At 63.6% G+C, this 18,101-nt stretch carries 18 protein-coding genes; 14 read left to right on the top strand and 4 right to left on the bottom strand.

All coding sequences use genetic code 11. The features are described 5' to 3' along the window. The first annotated feature begins 185 nt into the window (after positions 1-185). Together Q7V46_RS19875 and Q7V46_RS19870 are read left to right on the top strand one after the other, a co-directional pair. Positions 186-497: a hypothetical protein gene (locus Q7V46_RS19875; protein WP_304915298.1), complete on the top strand. Its 312-nt coding sequence runs from the start codon at positions 186-188 to the stop codon at positions 495-497. 467 nt (positions 498-964) lie between these two features. After that, positions 965-1,876, top strand: a complete 912-nt coding sequence (locus Q7V46_RS19870) for a DMT family transporter (RefSeq protein WP_304915297.1) — start codon at positions 965-967, stop codon at positions 1,874-1,876. Between the two features lie 29 nt (positions 1,877-1,905). Here Q7V46_RS19870 and Q7V46_RS19865 read toward each other — a convergent pair whose 3' ends face one another. Then, complete coding sequence (locus Q7V46_RS19865) at positions 1,906-2,364, bottom strand: RNA-binding S4 domain-containing protein (RefSeq protein WP_304915332.1); 459 nt, start codon at positions 2,362-2,364, stop codon at positions 1,906-1,908. A gap of 372 nt (positions 2,365-2,736) precedes the next feature. Here Q7V46_RS19865 and Q7V46_RS19860 point away from each other — a divergent pair, with 372 nt between their 5' ends. From Q7V46_RS19860 to Q7V46_RS19825, 8 genes are all read left to right on the top strand, one after another. Next, on the top strand, positions 2,737-4,203 hold the full coding sequence (locus Q7V46_RS19860; RefSeq protein ID WP_304915296.1) for a sigma-54-dependent Fis family transcriptional regulator: 1,467 nt from the start codon (positions 2,737-2,739) through the stop codon (positions 4,201-4,203). Positions 4,204-4,386: 183 nt separating this feature from the next. Further along, positions 4,387-5,589, top strand: coding sequence for a substrate-binding domain-containing protein (locus tag Q7V46_RS19855; RefSeq protein WP_304915295.1), 1,203 nt, complete (start codon positions 4,387-4,389; stop codon positions 5,587-5,589). 225 nt (positions 5,590-5,814) lie between these two features. Next, positions 5,815-7,329: a PHB depolymerase family esterase gene (locus Q7V46_RS19850; RefSeq protein WP_304915294.1), complete on the top strand. Its 1,515-nt coding sequence runs from the start codon at positions 5,815-5,817 to the stop codon at positions 7,327-7,329. Between the two features lie 32 nt (positions 7,330-7,361). Further along, positions 7,362-8,129, top strand: coding sequence for an ABC transporter ATP-binding protein (locus Q7V46_RS19845; protein ID WP_304915293.1), 768 nt, complete (start codon positions 7,362-7,364; stop codon positions 8,127-8,129). Next, a complete protein-coding gene (locus Q7V46_RS19840) occupies positions 8,126-8,860 on the top strand; it encodes an ABC transporter ATP-binding protein (RefSeq protein ID WP_304915292.1) in 735 nt (244 codons plus the stop codon). Before Q7V46_RS19845 ends, Q7V46_RS19840 begins: the two co-directional genes overlap by 4 nt. Positions 8,861-8,930: 70 nt before the next feature. After that, positions 8,931-9,917, top strand: a complete 987-nt coding sequence (locus Q7V46_RS19835) for a branched-chain amino acid ABC transporter permease (protein ID WP_304915291.1) — start codon at positions 8,931-8,933, stop codon at positions 9,915-9,917. A gap of 135 nt (positions 9,918-10,052) precedes the next feature. Continuing rightward, positions 10,053-11,204, top strand: coding sequence for a branched-chain amino acid ABC transporter permease (locus Q7V46_RS19830; RefSeq protein WP_304915290.1), 1,152 nt, complete (start codon positions 10,053-10,055; stop codon positions 11,202-11,204). A gap of 49 nt (positions 11,205-11,253) precedes the next feature. Then, positions 11,254-12,120, top strand: a complete 867-nt coding sequence (locus Q7V46_RS19825; protein ID WP_304915289.1) for an alpha/beta fold hydrolase — start codon at positions 11,254-11,256, stop codon at positions 12,118-12,120. 55 nt (positions 12,121-12,175) lie between these two features. Here the strand turns inward: Q7V46_RS19825 and hemH are convergent, their stop codons facing one another. Then, positions 12,176-13,267 (bottom strand): ferrochelatase, encoded by a 1,092-nt coding sequence (gene hemH / locus Q7V46_RS19820; protein WP_304915288.1) that lies wholly within the window; start codon positions 13,265-13,267, stop codon positions 12,176-12,178. A 19-nt stretch (positions 13,268-13,286) separates the two neighbouring features. On the opposite strand from hemH, the gene Q7V46_RS19815 reads away from it, so the two are divergent. From Q7V46_RS19815 to Q7V46_RS19800, 4 genes are all read left to right on the top strand, one after another. Beyond that, complete coding sequence (locus tag Q7V46_RS19815) at positions 13,287-14,030, top strand: HAD family hydrolase (protein ID WP_304915287.1); 744 nt, start codon at positions 13,287-13,289, stop codon at positions 14,028-14,030. A gap of 41 nt (positions 14,031-14,071) precedes the next feature. Continuing rightward, a complete protein-coding gene (locus Q7V46_RS19810; protein WP_304915286.1) occupies positions 14,072-14,389 on the top strand; it encodes a glutathione S-transferase N-terminal domain-containing protein in 318 nt (105 codons plus the stop codon). A 12-nt stretch (positions 14,390-14,401) separates the two neighbouring features. Beyond that, positions 14,402-14,737, top strand: a complete 336-nt coding sequence (locus Q7V46_RS19805) for a glutathione S-transferase family protein (RefSeq protein WP_304915285.1) — start codon at positions 14,402-14,404, stop codon at positions 14,735-14,737. A gap of 216 nt (positions 14,738-14,953) precedes the next feature. After that, entirely contained in the window at positions 14,954-16,000 is a 1,047-nt protein-coding gene (locus Q7V46_RS19800; protein ID WP_304915284.1) for a glycine betaine ABC transporter substrate-binding protein, read from the top strand. A gap of 63 nt (positions 16,001-16,063) precedes the next feature. Here Q7V46_RS19800 and Q7V46_RS19795 read toward each other — a convergent pair whose 3' ends face one another. After that, a complete protein-coding gene (locus Q7V46_RS19795) occupies positions 16,064-16,519 on the bottom strand; it encodes an SH3 domain-containing protein (protein WP_304915283.1) in 456 nt (151 codons plus the stop codon). Positions 16,520-16,698: 179 nt separating this feature from the next. Continuing rightward, complete coding sequence (gene hpnE / locus Q7V46_RS19790) at positions 16,699-18,078, bottom strand: hydroxysqualene dehydroxylase HpnE (RefSeq protein ID WP_304915282.1); 1,380 nt, start codon at positions 18,076-18,078, stop codon at positions 16,699-16,701. Positions 18,079-18,101 lie beyond the last annotated feature (23 nt).

Here is an 18,101-nt window from a genome sequence, read left to right as displayed (position 1 = left end):
CCATCGCGAGGCACATCCTTTGACCCGTCCCCCCGTCAAATTTGTGTGGGTCCAGTACCCGGGGGGGTGGGGGTGGGGTACACATTAGGGCGGGCGTCAACCATCATCAACAACACGCAATTAAATAGTTTGACAAACTATGTTTGTGATAGAATGATAGCTTCATCAACTTCGTGGGGTACACCATGGAAATGCCGTCATCCAATCTAGTCACCGCTGAAGAACTCGACACCCTGCTAGCGATGCCCGCCGGGATTCGCTTTGATTTGGCGGGGGTCACAAAAGGCTTGCCCATGGATGCACTGTGCGAACTCGCTACCGAGTCCACTGGCAACACAGCACAGACGGTGCAGGGTCTGATTGAAGGCGTGATCCGCCAATATGGCAACACGCTGGACGATGCCGCGATAGCAGCCCTGAACGCCGTGGCTCACTACCACGTACCCAAACTGCAAGAGACTTTCAATTTCTATGAGGCTCTTTTCGGTGCCGATTGAACAGGTTCATAGCTTCCAAGACCCAGACCCCGAAACACAGGCCGCATTGGTGCGACGGGCGAAGGCGGCATGGTTTGATACGGGCGGTCAGGGAACCCCGGATGAATCGAGCGGGTACGCCTCAGCGCAGGGTTTGGGGTACGTGGTGCTGAGGGCAGCAGGCACCGCGCTTGCGGTGTACCGGGTGCGCAGTGATAACCTGATGCTGCGCCGGATGAAACGCCCGCCCAAAGGGTTGACGTAGCCCCAGCAGTGAGCGTGAGGGTAAGATAATGGGTAATCGGTCGCGGACGGATTGAGAAAATGCAATGAAATCAATTGCATGCGGGCTTCTTCTGAATCCCTCTCGCCCGCCAGACTGAAGCCTAAGTGACTTGTTCACTTAGGCTTTTTTCTTGTTTGCTGCCCTGCTTTTCCCGGGCAGCCGAACGGTACATTTTCGGCATGCATCCAGAACCCACGCCCCCATGCGCACCACGCCACCCTTGATGGCCTTGTCAGGCACAGCCTTCGCGATTCTGTTGCTCATCGCGTTCATGATGGGTGCGAACCACGTGGCTGCACGGATCGCGTTCGACCACGGTGTGGATGTGGCCACGGCAGTCACGTTCCGCAGTGCCGTCACGGCGCTGGTGGTGGTCGCACTGCTTCGCATCTATCGGGTGCCGATCCAGTTGACGGCACGCCATCGCCGCGCCTTGCCTGCCATGGGCTTGCTCGTCGGTGTGCAAAGCCTGTGTCTGTACTCGGCCGTGGCTCGCCTGCCGGTGGCCATAGCGCTGCTGGCATTCAACACCTACCCACTGTGGACCGCCCTGTGGGCGCGCGTGGTGTATGGCCAGAAGCCACCCCCGAGTCTGGTGCGTGCGATGCCCGTGATGCTGTTCGGTCTGGCGCTCGCCCTGGATGTGCTGGGTGCATCTTCTGGCCTGGGCGCTTCCGGGCAGTGGCAGCAGATTGGTGCAGGCGTGGCGTTTGCTTTGACTGCTGCCGCCACCTTCGGGCTGGCACTGGTGCTCACGCAGCACGAAACCGGTGATCTCGATGGTCGACTGCGCACGGCGAGCACCATGGGCATCGTGGCGGTGCTCGCGCTCGCCGGCGTGGCCACCCAAGGCGGCTTTCAGCTGCCGCAGGCCGTTGCAGGTTGGTGGGGTCTGGTGGGGCTGACCGTGCTGTACGGCACGGCGTTCACAATCATGTTCACCGTGCTGCCTCGCCTGGGTGTGGTGGGGAATTCGGCCATCATGAACATCGAGCCGATCTTTGCGCTGGTGCTGGCGTGGGCCATCCTGGGACAGGCGATCGCGCCGGTGCAAGTGCTGGGTGGGCTGGTGGTGGTGGCCACGGTGATGTGGCTGGGGCTGCGCAAGAACTGAAGTCGTGATTCTGGGCGACCGCTGTTGCATCAGTCGTCCACGGATGCACTCCAACGGTCGTCCCACTGGGCAGCACCGGGGCGGCCACGCAGCTGGTCGATGTCGCGCCGGTCGCGTTTGGTGGGGCGCCCGATTGGCTGAGAGTGCGCAGGTTCAGGTGCCAGTCGGCGACGCTCGGCGGCCTCGATGCGCAGCGCGATGGACGCAGCGGTTTCTTCAAACAGCAGGGCCGCCACGGGTGCCGGGCCGCGCACGCCGCTCAGGCCGCGGACCACGAAGGTCCTCGTCCCGTCGGTGCTTCGAAGCTCGATCGTGTCGCCGGCGCGCACTTCGCGAGAAGGCTTGGCGCTCTGGCCGTTCACATGGACCCGACCCTTGTCGATTTCGTCGGCGCTGAGCGCGCGTGTCTTGTAGAAGCGTGCCGCCCAAAGCCATTTGTCGAGGCGGACACGAACAGACGGGGAGGCGGAGCCAGGGGAAGCGGGCATGTGGCGTGACATCAGCGAGTGGGCATGGGCGAAAGGTACCATGGCGACATGATCCTAGAAACCCCGGTTGATCGCGCTGACTTCCGCTGGAGATGCCCATGAGCACTGAGAACTTTGACCACGACGAGATTCACTTCATGGGTGAAAGCGCTACAGACCCGATTGAGCCGCCAGGGCGTGCGCTGGCTGCAGCCGACCTTGCTCAGGGCCGCCCCAAGCAAGGTCAGCCCCCTCGGGGGGCAGCGAACCGCGCAAGCGGTAGAGCGTGGGGGCAGTTACGCCTCCTCGCGGGCACCAGCCCGCTGCGTCGTCGCGCCTTGCCAGCGCGCTCCCTGACAGCCCACTCGGGCCCGTCCAACTGCGGCTTCTAGGATGACCCAAGACGATCGCCTGCCGCGCGACGCGCAAAGCATCCTGGAGCTGGCCGCCCGGTCCATGTTCGACCTGTTCGCGAACGCCAGCGAAGGCATGATGCTGGTGGACCGGAACGCACGGGTGGTATGGATCAACGACCAGTACCGCCGCTTTTTGCCCGCCCTGGGCTTCGAACGGGAAGAAGACTTTCTGGGACACCAGGTATCGAGCGTGGTGCAAAACACCCAGATGCACAAGGTGCTGGCCACCGGCAAGCCCATCCTGATCGACCTTCTGAGCAACAAGGCAGGCACCTTCGTGGTGAGTCGAATTCCGCTGCGGGACGACGCTGGAGAGGTGATCGGCGTGCTGGGTATCGTGCTGTTCGACCATCCCGAAACGACCTTGCAGCCTCTGATCACCAAGTTCGCCCGCCTGGAGCAGGACCTGAACGAGGCACGTCGCGAGCTGGCCAGCCAGCGCAGGACCAAATACACCTTCGCGAGTTTCGTGGGCAGCAGCCCGGGCGCGCTGGAGGTCAAGCGCCAGGCAAGGCGGGCCGCACAGTCGTCGAGCCCCGTTCTGTTGCTGGGTGAGACCGGCACTGGAAAGGAATTGCTGGCCCACGCCATTCATGCCGCATCGCCCCGAGCGGGGCGCCCGTTTGTCAGCGTCAACATGGCGGCGGTGCCAGACACCCTGCTGGAAGCCGAGTTTTTTGGCGTCGCGCCGGGCGCGTTCACCGGGGCCGACAAAAAGGGCCGGGACGGCAAGTTCAAACTGGCCGACGGCGGCACCCTGTTCCTGGACGAACTGGGCGACATGCCGCCTTCGGTGCAGGTGAAGCTGCTGCGCGCGTTGCAGGAAGGCGAGATCGAGCCGTTGGGGTCCAACAAGATCGTGCGCTTCGACGTGCGCGTGGTTGCTGCGACATCCCGCGACCTGCAGCAGATGGTGCGCGACGGCGCTTTCCGCGAAGATCTGTACTACCGCCTCAACGTGCTGCCGATTCGCGTGCCGCCGCTGCGCGAACGTCAGGGTGATATGCATTTGCTGATCGAAGCCTTGTGCGAGGACATCGCCGCCCGAGGTGGTGGACCTCAGCTGGAGCTGACCACCGACGCGCAGGCGCTGCTGGCGGCCCAGGTCTGGCGCGGCAACATCCGCGAATTGCGCAATGTGCTCGAGCAACTGGCCTTGCGAAGTGACTCCCACCACATTGAAGCCGCGCAGGTGGGGGCGGTGCTGGCAGAGGCCGGCCTGCCACTGATGGCGCCGATGGTTGCTGGGGCATCCGATCTGGCGGCGCCGAAGGCGATCTCGGCGTTCAAGCCACTGCCCGAGCAGATTGCGGAACTGGAGCGAAGGGCCATTCTCGACGCGCTGGTGCGCACCGATGGCAACCGCGCGGCAGCCGCCCGTTTGCTCGGCATCTCCCGTGCAAGCCTCTACGATCGGCTGGGAGAGATGCGTGAAGTGTCTTAATTTCATACAGGTGTTTAAGTTTCAGACGGATTTGATGTCCTGATATGTCTGATTTTCAGTCATATCGATCATCGAACAACTGAAAAAACAAACAAAATCAAACAACTTCCGTGTTGGCACGATGCCTGCATTAGCAAGGGACGGCGCTTCGCGCTGTGCATCCATACCAACAGGAGACAAGACATGACAAATCCCACCCGCCGCCTCGCGGTCATTGCGCTCGCCTGCGCGGCCTCGCTTGCCACTTCCATCGCCTCGGCCCAGGCGAGCAAGGGCGAGATCCGCATCGCCCACGTGTACGACAAGACCGGCCCCCTGGAGGCCTACGCGAAGCAGACGCACACCGGCCTGATGATGGGTTTGAGCTACGCCACGCAGGGCACGATGATGGTCAACGGCAAGAAACTGGTGGTGATCGAGAAGGACAGCCAGTTCAAACCGGACGTGGGCAAGGCCCAGCTGGCTGCGGCCTACGCAGACGACAAGGCCGACATCGCCATTGGCCCGACCGGCTCCGGCGTGGCGCTGGCGATGCTGCCGGTGGCAGAGGAATACAAGAAGATCCTGCTGGTGGAGCCGGCCGTGGCCGATTCCATCACCGGCGACAAGTGGAACAAGTACATCTTTCGCACGGGCCGCAACAGTTCGCAGGACGCCATCTCCAACGCCGTGGCACTCGACAAGCCCGGCACCACTATCGCCACCCTGGCGCAAGACTATGCATTTGGCCGTGACGGCGTGAAGGCCTTCAAGGACGCCATCAAGAACGCGAAGCTGGTCCACGAGGAATACCTGCCCACCAACACCACCGACTTCACCGCCGGTGCACAGCGCCTGATCGACAAGCTCAAGGATCAGCCCGGCCGCAAGGTGATCTTCATCATCTGGGCCGGCGCAGGCAACCCGTTCAAGATCGCTGATCTGGACCTCAAGCGCTACAACATCGAGATCGCCACCGGCGGCAACATCCTGCCTGCCATGACGGCCTACAAACAGTTCCCGGGTATGGAAGGCGCGAGCTACTACTACTTCGGCCTGCCGAAGAACCCGGTCAACGACGCCTTGGTGGCCGAGCACTACAAGCAGTTCAAGTCACCGCCTGACTTCTTCACCGCCGGTGGCTTCTCTGCCGCCATGGCCGTGGTCACGGCGCTGAAGAAGACCGGCGGCGACACCAACACCGACAAGCTCATCCAGACCATGGAAGGCATGAGCTTCGAGACGCCCAAGGGCACCATGACCTTCCGCAAGGAAGACCATCAGGCCATGCAGAGCATGTACCACTTCAAGATCAAGGTCGACCCGGCGTTTGCATGGGGCGTGCCGGAACTGGTGCGCGAGATCAAGCCTGAGGAAATGGACGTTCCTATTAGGAACAAGCGCTGAAAGCGCTTGACCCCCTGCGCAGGGCTTTTTGCCACCCCCTGCGCCGCTGACGCGGCTTCCCCCTGGAAGGGGGACAACACGAGCGGCCCGGCGAAGCCGGTTCCGCCGTGTTTCTGGACAGGTGTTTCGCGCGCCGTCCACTGTCTCTGATAGTTCAAAGAGGAAACCCCGGGGCACACCGGGGTAGGCGATGTTTTGTCTGAAAACACCCCAGGAGACCACTCAATGACGTTCAAACCGGTTCGCACGTTCACCGCCTTCACCGCACTTTCAGTGCTTTCCGCCGGCACCGCGCTGGCAGCCATCAATCTGCCCGCCTACAACGTGGACACCAGCCAGACCACGGTGTCGGGTCTGTCTTCGGGTGGCTTCATGGCCAACCAGCTGGGCATTGCCTATTCGTCGTTGTTCAAAGGCGTGGGCGTGTTTGCGGCTGGCCCCTACATGTGCGCGGGCCTGAGCAACTACACCTCGTGTATGTACAACGCCAGCATTTCCAGCGCGGCATTGGCCAACATGCAGAACCGCATCGACACCTGGAGTGCCAGTGGCGCCATCGACAACAAGGCCAACATCGCCGGGCAGAAGGTGTTCCTGTTCATCGGCACCAGCGACACCACCGTGGGGCAGAACCCCACCACCGCCCTCAAGACGCAATACACCAACAACGGGGTGAGCGCAGCCAACATGGAGCATGTGGTGCGCAGCGGAGCCGCCCACACTTTCCCCACCAACTTTGACAGCACCGGCAACAACAGCTGCAGCAGTGCCGCCTCGCCCTACATCAGCAACTGCAGTTACGACGGTGCCCAGGCCGTGTTGCAGAAGTTCTACGGCAGCCTGAACCCGCGCAATAACGCGCCAGCTGCGGGCAATTACATCGAGTTCAACCAGACGCAGTTCACCAACAACCCCGGCATGGCCGCGACGGGCTGGGCCTATGTGCCGGCCAACTGCGCCAGCGGCAGCCAGTGCAAGGTGCACGTGGCGCTGCACGGCTGCCAGCAGAGCACCGACAAGATCGGCGACAGGTTTGTCAAGAACACGGGCTACAGCCGCTGGGCCGACACCAACAGCATCATCGTGCTGTTCCCTCAGACCAGGACCGACAACACCAGCCGCAGCACTGCAGCCAGCGGCTCGCTGGCCAACCCGAACGCCTGCTGGGACTGGATCGGCTGGTATGGCGGCAACTTCGCGCAGAAGGCCGGCACGCAGATGGCCGCCATCAAGGCCATGGTGGATCGCGTGTCTTCCGGTGCAGGTTCGGGTGGTGGCGGCACACCGGCATTGCCCGCCCCTACTGGCGTGACCACGTCCAACCCCACCAACAGCAGCATGACGGTGAGCTGGAACGCAGTGAGCGGTGCCGACAGCTACAACGTGTACCGCAACGCCAACAAGACCAACGCACTGCCGGTCATGGGCACCAGCTTCACCGACAACGGCCTGACTGCGGCCACGCAGTACAGCTGGACGGTGCGCGCGGCCAATGAGGCAGGCATCGAAGGTGCCGTGTCTGCGGCCGCCACCGGCACCACCACGGGCAGTGCACCACCCCCTGCCACGTGCTTCACGGCCAGCAACTACGCCCACACCACGGCAGGTCGCGCTTACGTGGCCGGGGGGTACACCTACGCCAACGGGTCCAACCAGAACATGGGCCTGTGGAACGTCTTCACGACCCGGACGCTGAAGATGACCGGCACAAACCACTACGTGATTGGCACCTGCCCCTGAGAGGCAGGGGCAACTACCATCCCAAGGAGACCATGAGTTTGTTATCCACCCAGGACCTGACCGTGCGCTTTGGCGGCCACGTGGCGGTCAACAGCGTGACCTGTGCTTTCGAGCCAGGCACGCTCACCGCCATCGTGGGCCCCAACGGTGCGGGCAAGACCACCTATTTCAACCTGATCTCCGGGCAGATCAAGGCCAACGCCGGCAGCGTGATGCTGGGCGGCAAGGACATCTCTGCCCTGGGTGCTCCGGCACGTGCGAAGGCCGGTCTGGGACGGGCGTTCCAGCTGACCAACCTGTTTCCCAATCTCACGGTGCGCGAAAATGTGCGACTGGCGGTACAGGCGAAGGCGGGTGCGGGCTTGAATCTGTGGCGCATCTGGAGCGACCGGCGCGACCTGCTTGAGAAGGCTGACGAGGTACTGGAGGCAGTGGCCTTGTCGGACCGTCGCGATGCCCTGGCCTCCAGCCTGCCGCACGGCGACCAGCGCAAGCTGGAGGTGGGCATTCTGATGGCGCTGGAGCCGCAGGTATTCATGTTCGACGAACCCACGGCCGGCATGAGCGTGGACGAAGCGCCCGTGATCCTGAACCTGATCCGGAACCTCAAGGCCGACAGGACCAAGACCATCCTTCTGGTGGAACACAAGATGGACGTGGTGCGCGAACTGTCGGACCGCATCATCGTTTTGCACAACGGTGAACTCGTGGCCGATGGCGAACCGGCTGCGGTGATCGCATCGCCGGTGGTGCAGCAGGCTTATCTGGGCATCAACCCTGAAGAGGAGGCGACCGCATGAGCAATCTACTGACTCTGAAGGACGTGCATACGCACATTGGCGCGTACCACATCCTCCACGGCGTGGACCTCGTCGTGCCTGCCAACCAGCTCACCCTGCTGCTCGGCCGCAACGGCGCAGGAAAGACCACCACACTGCGCACCATCATGGGTTTGTGGCACGCCAGCCAGGGCAGCGTCACGCTCGACGGGCAGGACATCACGCAGCAACCCACACCGGACATTGCACAGTCGGGCGTGGCCTACGTGCCGGAAAGCATGGGCATCTTCTCGGATTTGTCCGTGCGCGAGAACATGCTGCTGGCGGCGCGTGGCGCGCGCAATCTGGACGACATCGACACCACCCGGCTGGAATGGATCTTCGACCTGTTTCCCGCCATCAAGAAGTTCTGGCTGCACCCGGCCGGCAAGCTCAGCGGGGGGCAGAAGCAGATGCTGGCGGTCTCGCGCGCCATCATCGAACCGCGCAAGCTGCTGCTGATCGACGAGCCCAGCAAGGGCCTGGCCCCGGCCATCATCCAGAACATGATCGAGGCATTTCGCCAGCTCAAGGCGGCGAACACCACCATCCTGCTGGTGGAGCAAAACTTCAATTTCGCGCGCCAGCTGGGCGATACCGTGGCCGTGATGGACGACGGCCGTGTGGTGCACAGCGGCTTGATGGCCGACCTCGCCGCTGACGAAGCGCTGCAGGCCCGGCTGCTCGGCCTGAGCCTGGGAGCGCACCAGTGAACCGCCGCGCTCACCGCACACCACCGATAACCGCAGGGCTGGCCTTCCAGACCGGCCCAGGAAAAACCGCATGATCCAACTCAAAGAACTCGACTGGAAGCCCATGGCGCTGGTGCCGGCGCTGGCACTGATCGCGCTGCCGCTGACCGGCAGTCCCTCCACCTGGCTCACGCTCACGGTGGCAGGGCTGGCCATGGGCATGATCATTTTCATCATTGCCTCGGGCCTCACGCTGGTATTCGGCCTGATGGACGTGCTGAATTTTGGCCACGGGGTGTTCATTGCGCTGGGTGCCTTCGTGGCCACCACCGTGCTGGGCACCATGGGTGGCTTCACCACCAGCGACAGCCTCTGGCTCAACCTCATGGCACTGTTCCCGGCGATGCTGGTGGCCATGGCGGTGGCGGGGGCCATCGGGCTGGTGTTCGAGCGGTTCATCATTCGCCCGGTCTATGGCATGCACCTCAAGCAGATCCTGATCACCATGGGCGGAATGATCATTGGTGAAGAACTCATCAAGGTGTTCTGGGGGCCTGAGCAGATCCCGCTGCCATTGCCCGAAGCGCTGCGCGGCTCCATCCTGCTGGGTGATGCGGCGGTTGCCAAATACCGGCTGCTGGCCGTGATCGTGGGGGCTGCGGTGTTCACCGCCATGGTGTGGACGCTCAACAGCACCAAGGTGGGCCTGCTGATCCGCGCTGGAGTGCAGGATCGCGAGATGGTCGAATCATTGGGCTACCGCATCAAGCGCCTGTTTGTGGGTGTGTTCGTGGTGGGCAGTGCGCTCGCTGGCCTGGGTGGCGTGATGTGGGGCCTGTACCAGGAAAGCGTGGTGCCGCAGATGGGCCACCAGGTCAACGTGCTGATCTTCATTGTCATCATCATCGGCGGACTGGGCTCCACGCTGGGCGCGCTCATTGGCGCGCTGCTGGTGGGGCTGATGGCCAACTACACCGGCTTTCTGGTGCCCAAAGTGGCGCTGTTTTCCAACATCGCGCTGATGGTGGCCATCCTGTTGTGGCGACCGCAGGGTGTGTATCCCATCACGAGTCGATGAAGACCCCCCGCGCCGCCTTCGGCGTCACCCCCCAGGGGGCGCAGCCTTTGGACCGGCGGAGCCGGATCTTCGGCTGCTGCTGGAGGGCGGGTTCGCATTCGATGCGGGTTGGCTTAAATTTCCGAGAGGCTTTTCATGTTGAGTAGATTGCTTTCCAACGACCTTCCGCGCAGCCGCTGGCTGGTGGCGCTGCTGGTGTTGCTGTTCCTGGGGCTGGCGTTCGCACCGTTCCTGTTTCCGGGTGTGAAGGCGCTGAATGTGGCGGCCAAGGTGCTGATCTTCATTGCGCTGGTGGCGAGCTTTGATCTGTTGCTGGGCTACACCGGCATCGTGAGTTTTGCCCACACCATGTTCTTTGGCATTGGCGCCTATGGCGTGGCCATTTCGCTCAGCTCAGCCGATTCGCCGACCTGGACCGCGTTGCTGACCGGGGTGCTCGCCGCGCTGATGGTGTCATTGGTGCTTTCGCTGGTGATCGGACTTTTCTCGTTGAGGGTCAAGGCCATCTTCTTCGCCATGATCACGTTGGCGGTGGCCACCGCTTTTCTCACGCTGGCGTCACAGCTCTCCGAGTTCACCGGTGGTGAAGACGGTCTCACTTTCCGTGTGCCCGAGCTGCTGCAACCCGGTTTCTCCTTGCGCGAGGAGCCACTGGTGACGCCGCTGGGCGAGGTGGACCTGAACGGACGCTTCATCACCTACTACCTCATCTTTTTCTCGGTGACGGCGATCTTCCTCACGCTGCTGCGCATCGTCAACTCACCGTTCGGACGCGTGCTGCAGGCCATTCGCGAAAACGACTTCCGCGCCGAGGCGCTGGGCTACCGCACGGTGATCTACCGCACGCTGTCCAACGTGCTGTCGGCCAGCTTTGCCACGTTGGCGGGCTGTCTGCTGGCCATCTGGCTGCGCTACAACGGGCCGGACACCTCGCTGTCGTTCGAGATCATGCTGGACATCCTGCTCATCGTCGTGATCGGTGGCATGGGGACGATGTACGGCGCGGTGATCGGCAGTGTGCTGTTCGTGCTGGCACAGAGCTACCTGCAGGACCTGCTGCGCGTCGCAGGCAGCGCCACCGAAGGCATTCCCCTGCTGCCCGCGCTGCTCACACCCGACCGCTGGCTCCTGTGGCTGGGGGTGCTGTTCGTGCTGTCGGTCTACCACTTCCCGACCGGCATCGTGGGCAGGTTGCGGGAACGGAGCGCCAGAGCGCTGCGTTCCTTGCAAGCGCCCAGCGGTGGTGGGCCCGGCAGCCCGGCGCAGCCGGTTCCGCGGCGCCCCTGATTGGCTCCCTTCGCTCGCACTGCGCTTGTGAACCCATTTCCACGTTTCTATGAACACCTCACCCATTCCCCAATCGCGCTACCTGGCGTGCGAAGGACGCGAAATCCACTTCATGGACTGGGTGCCCGCCACGCCCAACGGATCGACCGTGGTGGCCTGGCACGGCCTGGCGCGCACTGGTCGCGACATGGATCCTCTGGCGGCCCATCTTGCGTCGCTCGGCTACCGGGTGGTCTGCCCCGACACGATAGGGCGCGGGCTGAGCCAGTGGAGCCCGGACCCCAAAGCCGAATACTGCCTGGACTTCTACGCCCGCATTGCCACCGCGCTGGTCGACCAGTTGAAACTGGAACGTTTCTTCTGGGTTGGTACTTCGATGGGTGGTGCCATCGGCATGGTGTGCGCGGCCGGTCCTTTGCATGGTCGCATTCAGCAACTGGTGCTCAACGACATCGGTCCCAGGCTGGCCGACGCGGCGGTTGAACGCATCCGCAGCTATGCCGGCCATCCGGCGGCTTTTGACACGATCGGGGAGCTGGAAACCTACTTCCGCACCGTGTACAAACCCTACGGCTTCCTCACCGATGCGCAGTGGACCCTGCTCACCGAAAGCTCTGCCCGCCGCCTGCCTGACGGTCGCGTGACGCCTCACTACGACCCGGCCATGGTCCAGCAGTTCGTGCACCACCCCGAAGACTACAGCCTGTGGGACACCTACGACCGCATCGATATACCGGTGCTGTGTCTGCGTGGCGCCGAATCCGATCTGCTGCGGGCAGACACCGCCGAGGCCATGCGAGAGCGTGGCCCACGAGCGCAGGTGGTCACGATTGCCGGCTGTGGCCATGCGCCAGCGCTCAATGTGCCAGAGCAGCTGGGGCTGGTGCAGCGCTTCCTGGCGGATGCAAACGCCTGAAAATCGCTGATCCCTTGAGGCTGAGGTGGCATCAGGTCACTGCCTGAGGGACTTTTCAGTCCTTTGCGCCCAGGGCGAGCGCACGCTCGCGGCTCTCCCTGAGTTCCATCGGGTCATCGGCCTGTTTTGTGGGCCAGCCCTGCAGGTGCCGCTCGGTCAGGTCGGCCAGCGCGCGGATCCAGTCGGGGCTGTCGTTGAGGCAGTCGATGTAGTGGAACTCTTCGCCTCCGGCGTGCAGAAAGGCCTCGCGCGCTTCCATGCTGATCTCTTCCAGTGTTTCCAGGCAGTCGCTGGTGAAGCCCGGGCAGATCACGTCCACGCGCTTGACGCCTTGTTCACCCAGTGCAATCAGCGTGGGCTCGGTGTAGGGCTCCAGCCACTTGGCCTTGCCGAAGCGCGACTGAAACGTGACCTTGTAGCGCTCCTTGGCGAGCCCAAGCCGTTCGGCCAGCAGGCGCGCGGTCTTGTGGCATTCGCAGTGGTAGGGGTCGCCGAGGTCCAGGGTGCGTTCGGGCACACCGTGAAAGCTCATGACCAGTTGCTCGGCCTGACCGTGATGCATCCAGTGCGCGCGGACCCGTTTGGCGAGCGCGTTGATATAGCCGGCGTCGTCGTGATAGCGGTTGACGAACCGGAACTCAGGCAGGTGGCGGCTCTTGATGCCCCACTGGGCGGCCGCGTCGAACACGCTGGCGGTGGTGGTGCCGCTGTACTGCGGGTAGGCCGACAGGATAAGCACGCGCGTCATACCCTCTTTCCTGAGCTCGTCCAGCACCGACGGAATGGAGGGATTGCCGTAGCGCATGGCGTAGCGCACGGTGACCTGGTGGCCTCGTTCGCCCAGGTAGCCGCGCAGCAGCGTGGCCTGTCTTTCGGTCCAGACCTTCAACGGCGAGCCTTCTGGCGTCCAGATGCTGGCGTATTTTTCTGCAGACTTCCTGGGGCGCACGCGAAGGATGATGCCGTGCAGGATCAACCACCAGATCGGTTTCGGAATCTCGACCACCCGATGGTCGCCCAGAAACTCCCCGAGGTACCGGCGCAATGCCGGGGCGGTGGGTTCGTCGGGAGTGCCCAGATTGCAAAGTACGACGGCCGTGCGGGCGGGCTGGCCATGTGAAAAGGTGGGTTCGAGCTGAAACGGCATGCGCTATTCTCGCTGAGTCATGAAGACCCCCTTGTTCGCTTCCCGTCGCGTTGCCAAAGACGCTGGCCTGGACCTCGACCGCATCCGTGCGGTCACGCTCGATCTCGATGACACGCTTTGGCCCATCTGGCCCACCATCGAGCGTGCGGAGGCGGCGCTGCACGCGTGGCTGGCCGAACATGCCCCTGCCACGGCCGCCTGGAGTGCCACGCCGGGGGTGATTCGTTCTGTTCGCAACCACATGGGAGCAACCCGACCGGATCTCGCCCACGACATGAGCGCACTGCGTCTGGAGTCGATCCGCCTGATGCTGCAGTGCGCAGGAGACGACACTGCGCTGGCCGAGCCCGCGTTCGATGTTTTTTTTGCCGAGCGCCAGTGCGTGACCCTGTATGAAGATGCGCTGCCCGCCCTGGAGTGGCTGGCCAGCCGCTATCCGCTGGTGGCGGTGTCCAATGGCAACGCCGATGTGCACCGTGTCGGGCTGGGTGCCCATTTCCGGGCAGCGCTCAGTGCGCGGGAATTTGGTGTGGGCAAGCCCGATGCGCGCATTTTCCAAGCAGCTGCAGAGGCCGCTGAGGTGGATCCCTCAGAGGTGCTGCATGTGGGGGACGATGCTCACCTTGACGGTGTGGGGGCATTGGAGGCGGGCATGCAGATGGCCTGGCTCAATCGCGAGGGGCAGGCATGGAGTCACGCCCCGCTTCAACCGCACCTGACTGTGGCAGACCTGACGGCGCTCTGTCTCGCGCTGGGCAAGTAGCGAATGGGCCTGACCGCATTTCTTGAATCTGCACCCGAACCATGAGCCTGACCATCCACGGCATCCCTGCTTCTCGCGCCAGCAGGCCGCTCTGGGCCGCCACCGAACTCGGGTTGGCCTTCAGGCACGTGGCCACCCCGTATACCGGTGGTGGCACGAGAACCCCCGCGTTCCTGGCCATCAACCCCAATGGCCACATTCCAGTGCTGGTGGACCATCGTTCGACCGAAGAGGGCGGTGAAACCGTGGTCTGGGAGAGCATGGCGTGCGCGCTTTATCTGGCTCGCCACCATGGCCAGCCCGACGGGCTGAGCATCACGCCTGCAAACGCCAGCGAAGATGCCGAGGCGCTTCGCTAGAGCTTCTGGGCCGTGACCGAGGCAGAGGCCGATGCGCTCACGGTGTTGATGCACCGCATGGCGATGCCTGCCGAGCGTCGAAAGCCCGAACTGGCCGAGGCAGCCGAACGTCGACTTGCAGTGCCTTTGAAGGTGATCGAGCAGCACCTGCAGCGTCAGCACGATCGAGGCCAGATTCATCTGGCTGCCGAGCGCTTCACGGTTGCCGACCTGTGCGTGGCCAGTGTCTTGAACTGGGCGCGTCCTGCCAGCGGCCTGTGGGTGGCGCACCCGCTCACTCGCGCCTGGCTGATGCGCTGCGTGCATCGACCGGCCCATCAGGTGGTTCAGGCACTCGACCCTTCGTGACCGCGTAGGGCAGGGCGGAACCGCGCTTGCCGGCGTTGCAAAGTGGGACGGTCTGCATGCGGCAAGTTCAAAAAAGTATAGTAATGGGCTGACTTCAACCCGGCACCCGGTGGTTGAGCGGCTGGTCACCAGGTTTGCAGCAGCGTTCGGTCATTTCCAGGTCGTCGGGTGTGGGTCTGCACACGCAGCCCCTTCACACCAACACGGAGGACCACCATGAATCACCCATCTCGGCTGACACTGGCCACGATCACGGCAGGGCTGTTGCTGGCCGCTTGTGGCAAGACCGAAGACCGGGCGCAGCCCAATACAGCGTCCGAAACAGCGGCCGAGCAAGCTTGCGGCAAGGTGACGGTGGCGAGCATGGGCTGGGAATCGGCCGAGGTGCTTGCCCAGGTGGACCGGTTCGTGCTGACGCATGCCTACGGCTGCGAAGTTGAACTGGTGCCTGGAGACACCATGCCCACCTTGAGCGCCATGATGGAAACCGGAGAGCCCGATGTGGCACCCGAAGGCTGGATCAATGCCGCCCGGCAGCCCTTGGCGACCGCCATGCAGGAAGGGCGGTTGCATTTCGGCGCCAGGGCATTGCTGGACGGCGGAGTGGAAGGTTGGTGGATTCCGAAGTACGTGGCCGACGCACATCCCGAGATCAAGACGATCGACGATGCACTGAAACATCCAGAACTGTTCCCATCTGCCGTCGGTCCGAAGCGCGGCGCTGTGCACAACTGCCCCTCGGGTTGGCACTGCCGGGTTCCCACAGAGCACGCGTTCAAGGCCTGGGGGGCTGCTGAAAAAGGGTTTGAACTCGTTGACGTGAAGTCAGCCAGCGAGCTGGACGAGTCGATTGCCAAGGCCTACGAGAGCGAGGCTGGCTGGCTGGGCTACTACTGGGCACCCACGTCGATGCTGGGTCGGTACGAAATGGTCAAGCTCGATGCTGGCGTGCCTCACGACACCGAAGCATGGGAAACCTGCAACGCCATGGCCAGCTGCGCAAATCCCGTCAGAAACGACTGGGCGCAGTCGGAGGTGTTCACCGTGATGACAGACCGCTTCTACAGGAAGGACGGACCAGCGGTGCGGTATCTGGAAGTGCGCGGCTGGGAGAACCACACGGTCAACGCCTTGCTGGCCTGGATGCGCGGGAACAAAGCATCTGCCGAAGAGGCGGCGAAGCATTTTTTGAAAACCCAGCCGGAGGTGTGGAACGTGTGGGTCACCCACGAGATGGCCGACAAGATCAAGGCAGCACTCTGAGGGGATGAATGAATTGAGGCGCGGCGCAGAGCCGCACCTGCATGGCCCTCAACGTTGATGGGCTTACCAGCCCCAGAGCAGGCTCTTGGCAATCCAACCGTTGGGCTCGCCGGCGCGCTCCACCCGGACCCAGGTACCACGCTTCTCGCGCGTGCGCACCACATCACCATAGTTTGCCTTGCCGACGATGCGATGCTGCGTGCCCGGGCCGCTGCGCACATTGGCTGTGGGGCTCTTGACGATGTGGTGTGGCGTGCTGCTGGTGAGCGAGCTGGCGACCCAGCCGGTGTCGCCTTCGAAGTCTTTGACCTGCAGCCAGTTGTTCTGCCGCCTGACCACCTCCAGTGGGTAGCCCTGCTTGAGCTGCCAGAGCACTTCGGTCTGGGTTCCTGGTCCCGAGCGCATGTTCAACGTGTTGCCCTTGACGCTCACCATGTTCTGGGCCATGGCACTGGAAAGGGTGGCCAGGCAAAGGCCGGCGGCGATCACGAAATGGCGTGCGGTGGGTGCTCCAAGCATGCGTAAAAACTCCTTGTTCGGGTTAAAAGATGTACGACACGGGTCTGAAGGCTGCTGCGCCTGGAGGTTCCCGGGTCGGCACCATTTTGGCAGGTGATTGTTGTCAGTCTCACCTCAACCCGGATCCTGCGGCTTTGTGGGCTGGCCGTGGCATTTCGTTTTCATGCCTTTTGCCAGGTTCAGAGTGCTTTTGCTGCCGCTGTCCCGCTGCGCACCGCGCCTTCCAGAGTGGCAGGGTAGGGGCCCTCGACAAAGTCGCCCGCCGCCCACAGACCAGGTGCGATGAACCGTGGCGGCCGCTGAAGTTGGGGGGTGCAGGCGAACGTGGCCCGCCTTTCAACCACTGTCTGGATTGGTTGCAGCGCATGCAGGTCCAGTTGACGGGCCGCCTGCCGCAGCACCCGCGCCTGCAGGTCGTCGCGTTCCCCGACACTGGCGCTGACCACAAAGGCCAGCACGCCCTGGGCGCCAGCGTCGTGGGGGTGCAACTGGCCCCGGTCGAACACGAACTGCGCCGGGGCGGCGTGGGCGTCTGGTTCGGCCCGCAACGCCAGCATGGGGCCGGACAGCCGTGCCCCTGCGGACCAGGCATAGACCGTGGTGATGGCGGTGAAGTTCAGGGCCCGGCACTTCGTGGCCCATTCACGCACTTGCCGTGCGATGTCACCATGCTCGGCACGGGCCTGTGCCGTGTCTGCCGCCCTGAGCATTGCCTGGGCAGCGGGCGCAGCAGCCGTGGCCCAGATGACCTGATCGAATCGCTCTTCGCGGAGTGCACCCTGCTGCTCAACCTGCAGGTCCCAGCCATCTGCCGACCGATGCAAGGCAACCACCCGGGTCCCGGCATGCACCCGCACCGATGACGGGTGGTGGTGGCCGAGCCATTGTTGTGCTGTCTGCGGGAAAGCGGTGGTCAGGTCCACACGGGGCAGCAGCAGGTTCGATGCACCCAGGCGACCGTGGCCTTTTCCGAAAAGGGCGTCGCGCATGATGCGCAGAAACACCTGAGCGCTGGACTGTGCGGCGGGCGTGTTCAGCGCCGAAACACACAGGGGTTCGATCAGTTCGTCCAGCACCCGGCGCGGCAGATGCGCGCAGAGTTCACTCACGGTTTGTGCAGGTGGACACCGGAAGCTGGCCGCCTGCCAGGCCAGCGAGGTGCGCACCAGCGCCAGGCGTTCTGACCAGCGCCAGCCCCTGGCGGTGGCGATGGCCGTCAGGGTATCCAGCGGTGCCGGCCAGTTTGCCGCCCAGCGCGGGGTCTGCAATCCCTGGCCGTCGGGGTAGGGCAAAGCGAGCGGAAGCGCCCACAGCGCCTCGCCCAGGTTCACGCCCACGCGTTCCATCAGGTCCAGACTGTCGGTGTAGGCACCAATCAGGATGTGCTGGCCGTTGTCCAGCGTCAGAGGAAGGCCGTCTGGCCTCTGGGCGGGCATGGCGCGCGCCCGCCCGCCCAGCGTCCGGGAAGCCTCGAACACGGTGATGTCCATGGGGCGTTCCGCGGCGGTGACAGCCGCAGCCATGCCCGCCCATCCCGCGCCCACGATGGCGACCTTCATGGGTTGGTGTTCTCGGCTTCGAG

This window comes from Hydrogenophaga sp., from assembly GCF_030651625.1.
In the GTDB taxonomy this organism is placed as follows: domain Bacteria; phylum Pseudomonadota; class Gammaproteobacteria; order Burkholderiales; family Burkholderiaceae_C; genus Hydrogenophaga.
Note: the sequence above shows the minus strand (reverse complement) of the source record. Positions and strands in the feature narration are given on the sequence as shown.

Bases quoted from the DNA above. Each gene is read 5' to 3' on its own strand.
- Q7V46_RS19875 (WP_304915298.1), top strand. From the start codon at position 186: ATGGAAATGCCGTCATCCAATCTAGTCACCGCTGAAGAACTCGACACC.
- Q7V46_RS19870 (WP_304915297.1), top strand. From the start codon at position 965: ATGCGCACCACGCCACCCTTGATGGCCTTGTCAGGCACAGCCTTCGCG.
- Q7V46_RS19865 (WP_304915332.1), bottom strand. From the start codon at position 2,364: ATGCCCGCTTCCCCTGGCTCCGCCTCCCCGTCTGTTCGTGTCCGCCTC.
- Q7V46_RS19860 (WP_304915296.1), top strand. From the start codon at position 2,737: ATGACCCAAGACGATCGCCTGCCGCGCGACGCGCAAAGCATCCTGGAG.
- Q7V46_RS19855 (WP_304915295.1), top strand. From the start codon at position 4,387: ATGACAAATCCCACCCGCCGCCTCGCGGTCATTGCGCTCGCCTGCGCG.
- Q7V46_RS19850 (WP_304915294.1), top strand. From the start codon at position 5,815: ATGACGTTCAAACCGGTTCGCACGTTCACCGCCTTCACCGCACTTTCA.
- Q7V46_RS19845 (WP_304915293.1), top strand. From the start codon at position 7,362: ATGAGTTTGTTATCCACCCAGGACCTGACCGTGCGCTTTGGCGGCCAC.
- Q7V46_RS19840 (WP_304915292.1), top strand. From the start codon at position 8,126: ATGAGCAATCTACTGACTCTGAAGGACGTGCATACGCACATTGGCGCG.
- Q7V46_RS19835 (WP_304915291.1), top strand. From the start codon at position 8,931: ATGATCCAACTCAAAGAACTCGACTGGAAGCCCATGGCGCTGGTGCCG.
- Q7V46_RS19830 (WP_304915290.1), top strand. From the start codon at position 10,053: ATGTTGAGTAGATTGCTTTCCAACGACCTTCCGCGCAGCCGCTGGCTG.
- Q7V46_RS19825 (WP_304915289.1), top strand. From the start codon at position 11,254: ATGAACACCTCACCCATTCCCCAATCGCGCTACCTGGCGTGCGAAGGA.
- hemH (WP_304915288.1), bottom strand. From the start codon at position 13,267: ATGCCGTTTCAGCTCGAACCCACCTTTTCACATGGCCAGCCCGCCCGC.
- Q7V46_RS19815 (WP_304915287.1), top strand. From the start codon at position 13,287: ATGAAGACCCCCTTGTTCGCTTCCCGTCGCGTTGCCAAAGACGCTGGC.
- Q7V46_RS19810 (WP_304915286.1), top strand. From the start codon at position 14,072: ATGAGCCTGACCATCCACGGCATCCCTGCTTCTCGCGCCAGCAGGCCG.
- Q7V46_RS19800 (WP_304915284.1), top strand. From the start codon at position 14,954: ATGAATCACCCATCTCGGCTGACACTGGCCACGATCACGGCAGGGCTG.
- Q7V46_RS19795 (WP_304915283.1), bottom strand. From the start codon at position 16,519: ATGCTTGGAGCACCCACCGCACGCCATTTCGTGATCGCCGCCGGCCTT.
- hpnE (WP_304915282.1), bottom strand. From the start codon at position 18,078: ATGAAGGTCGCCATCGTGGGCGCGGGATGGGCGGGCATGGCTGCGGCT.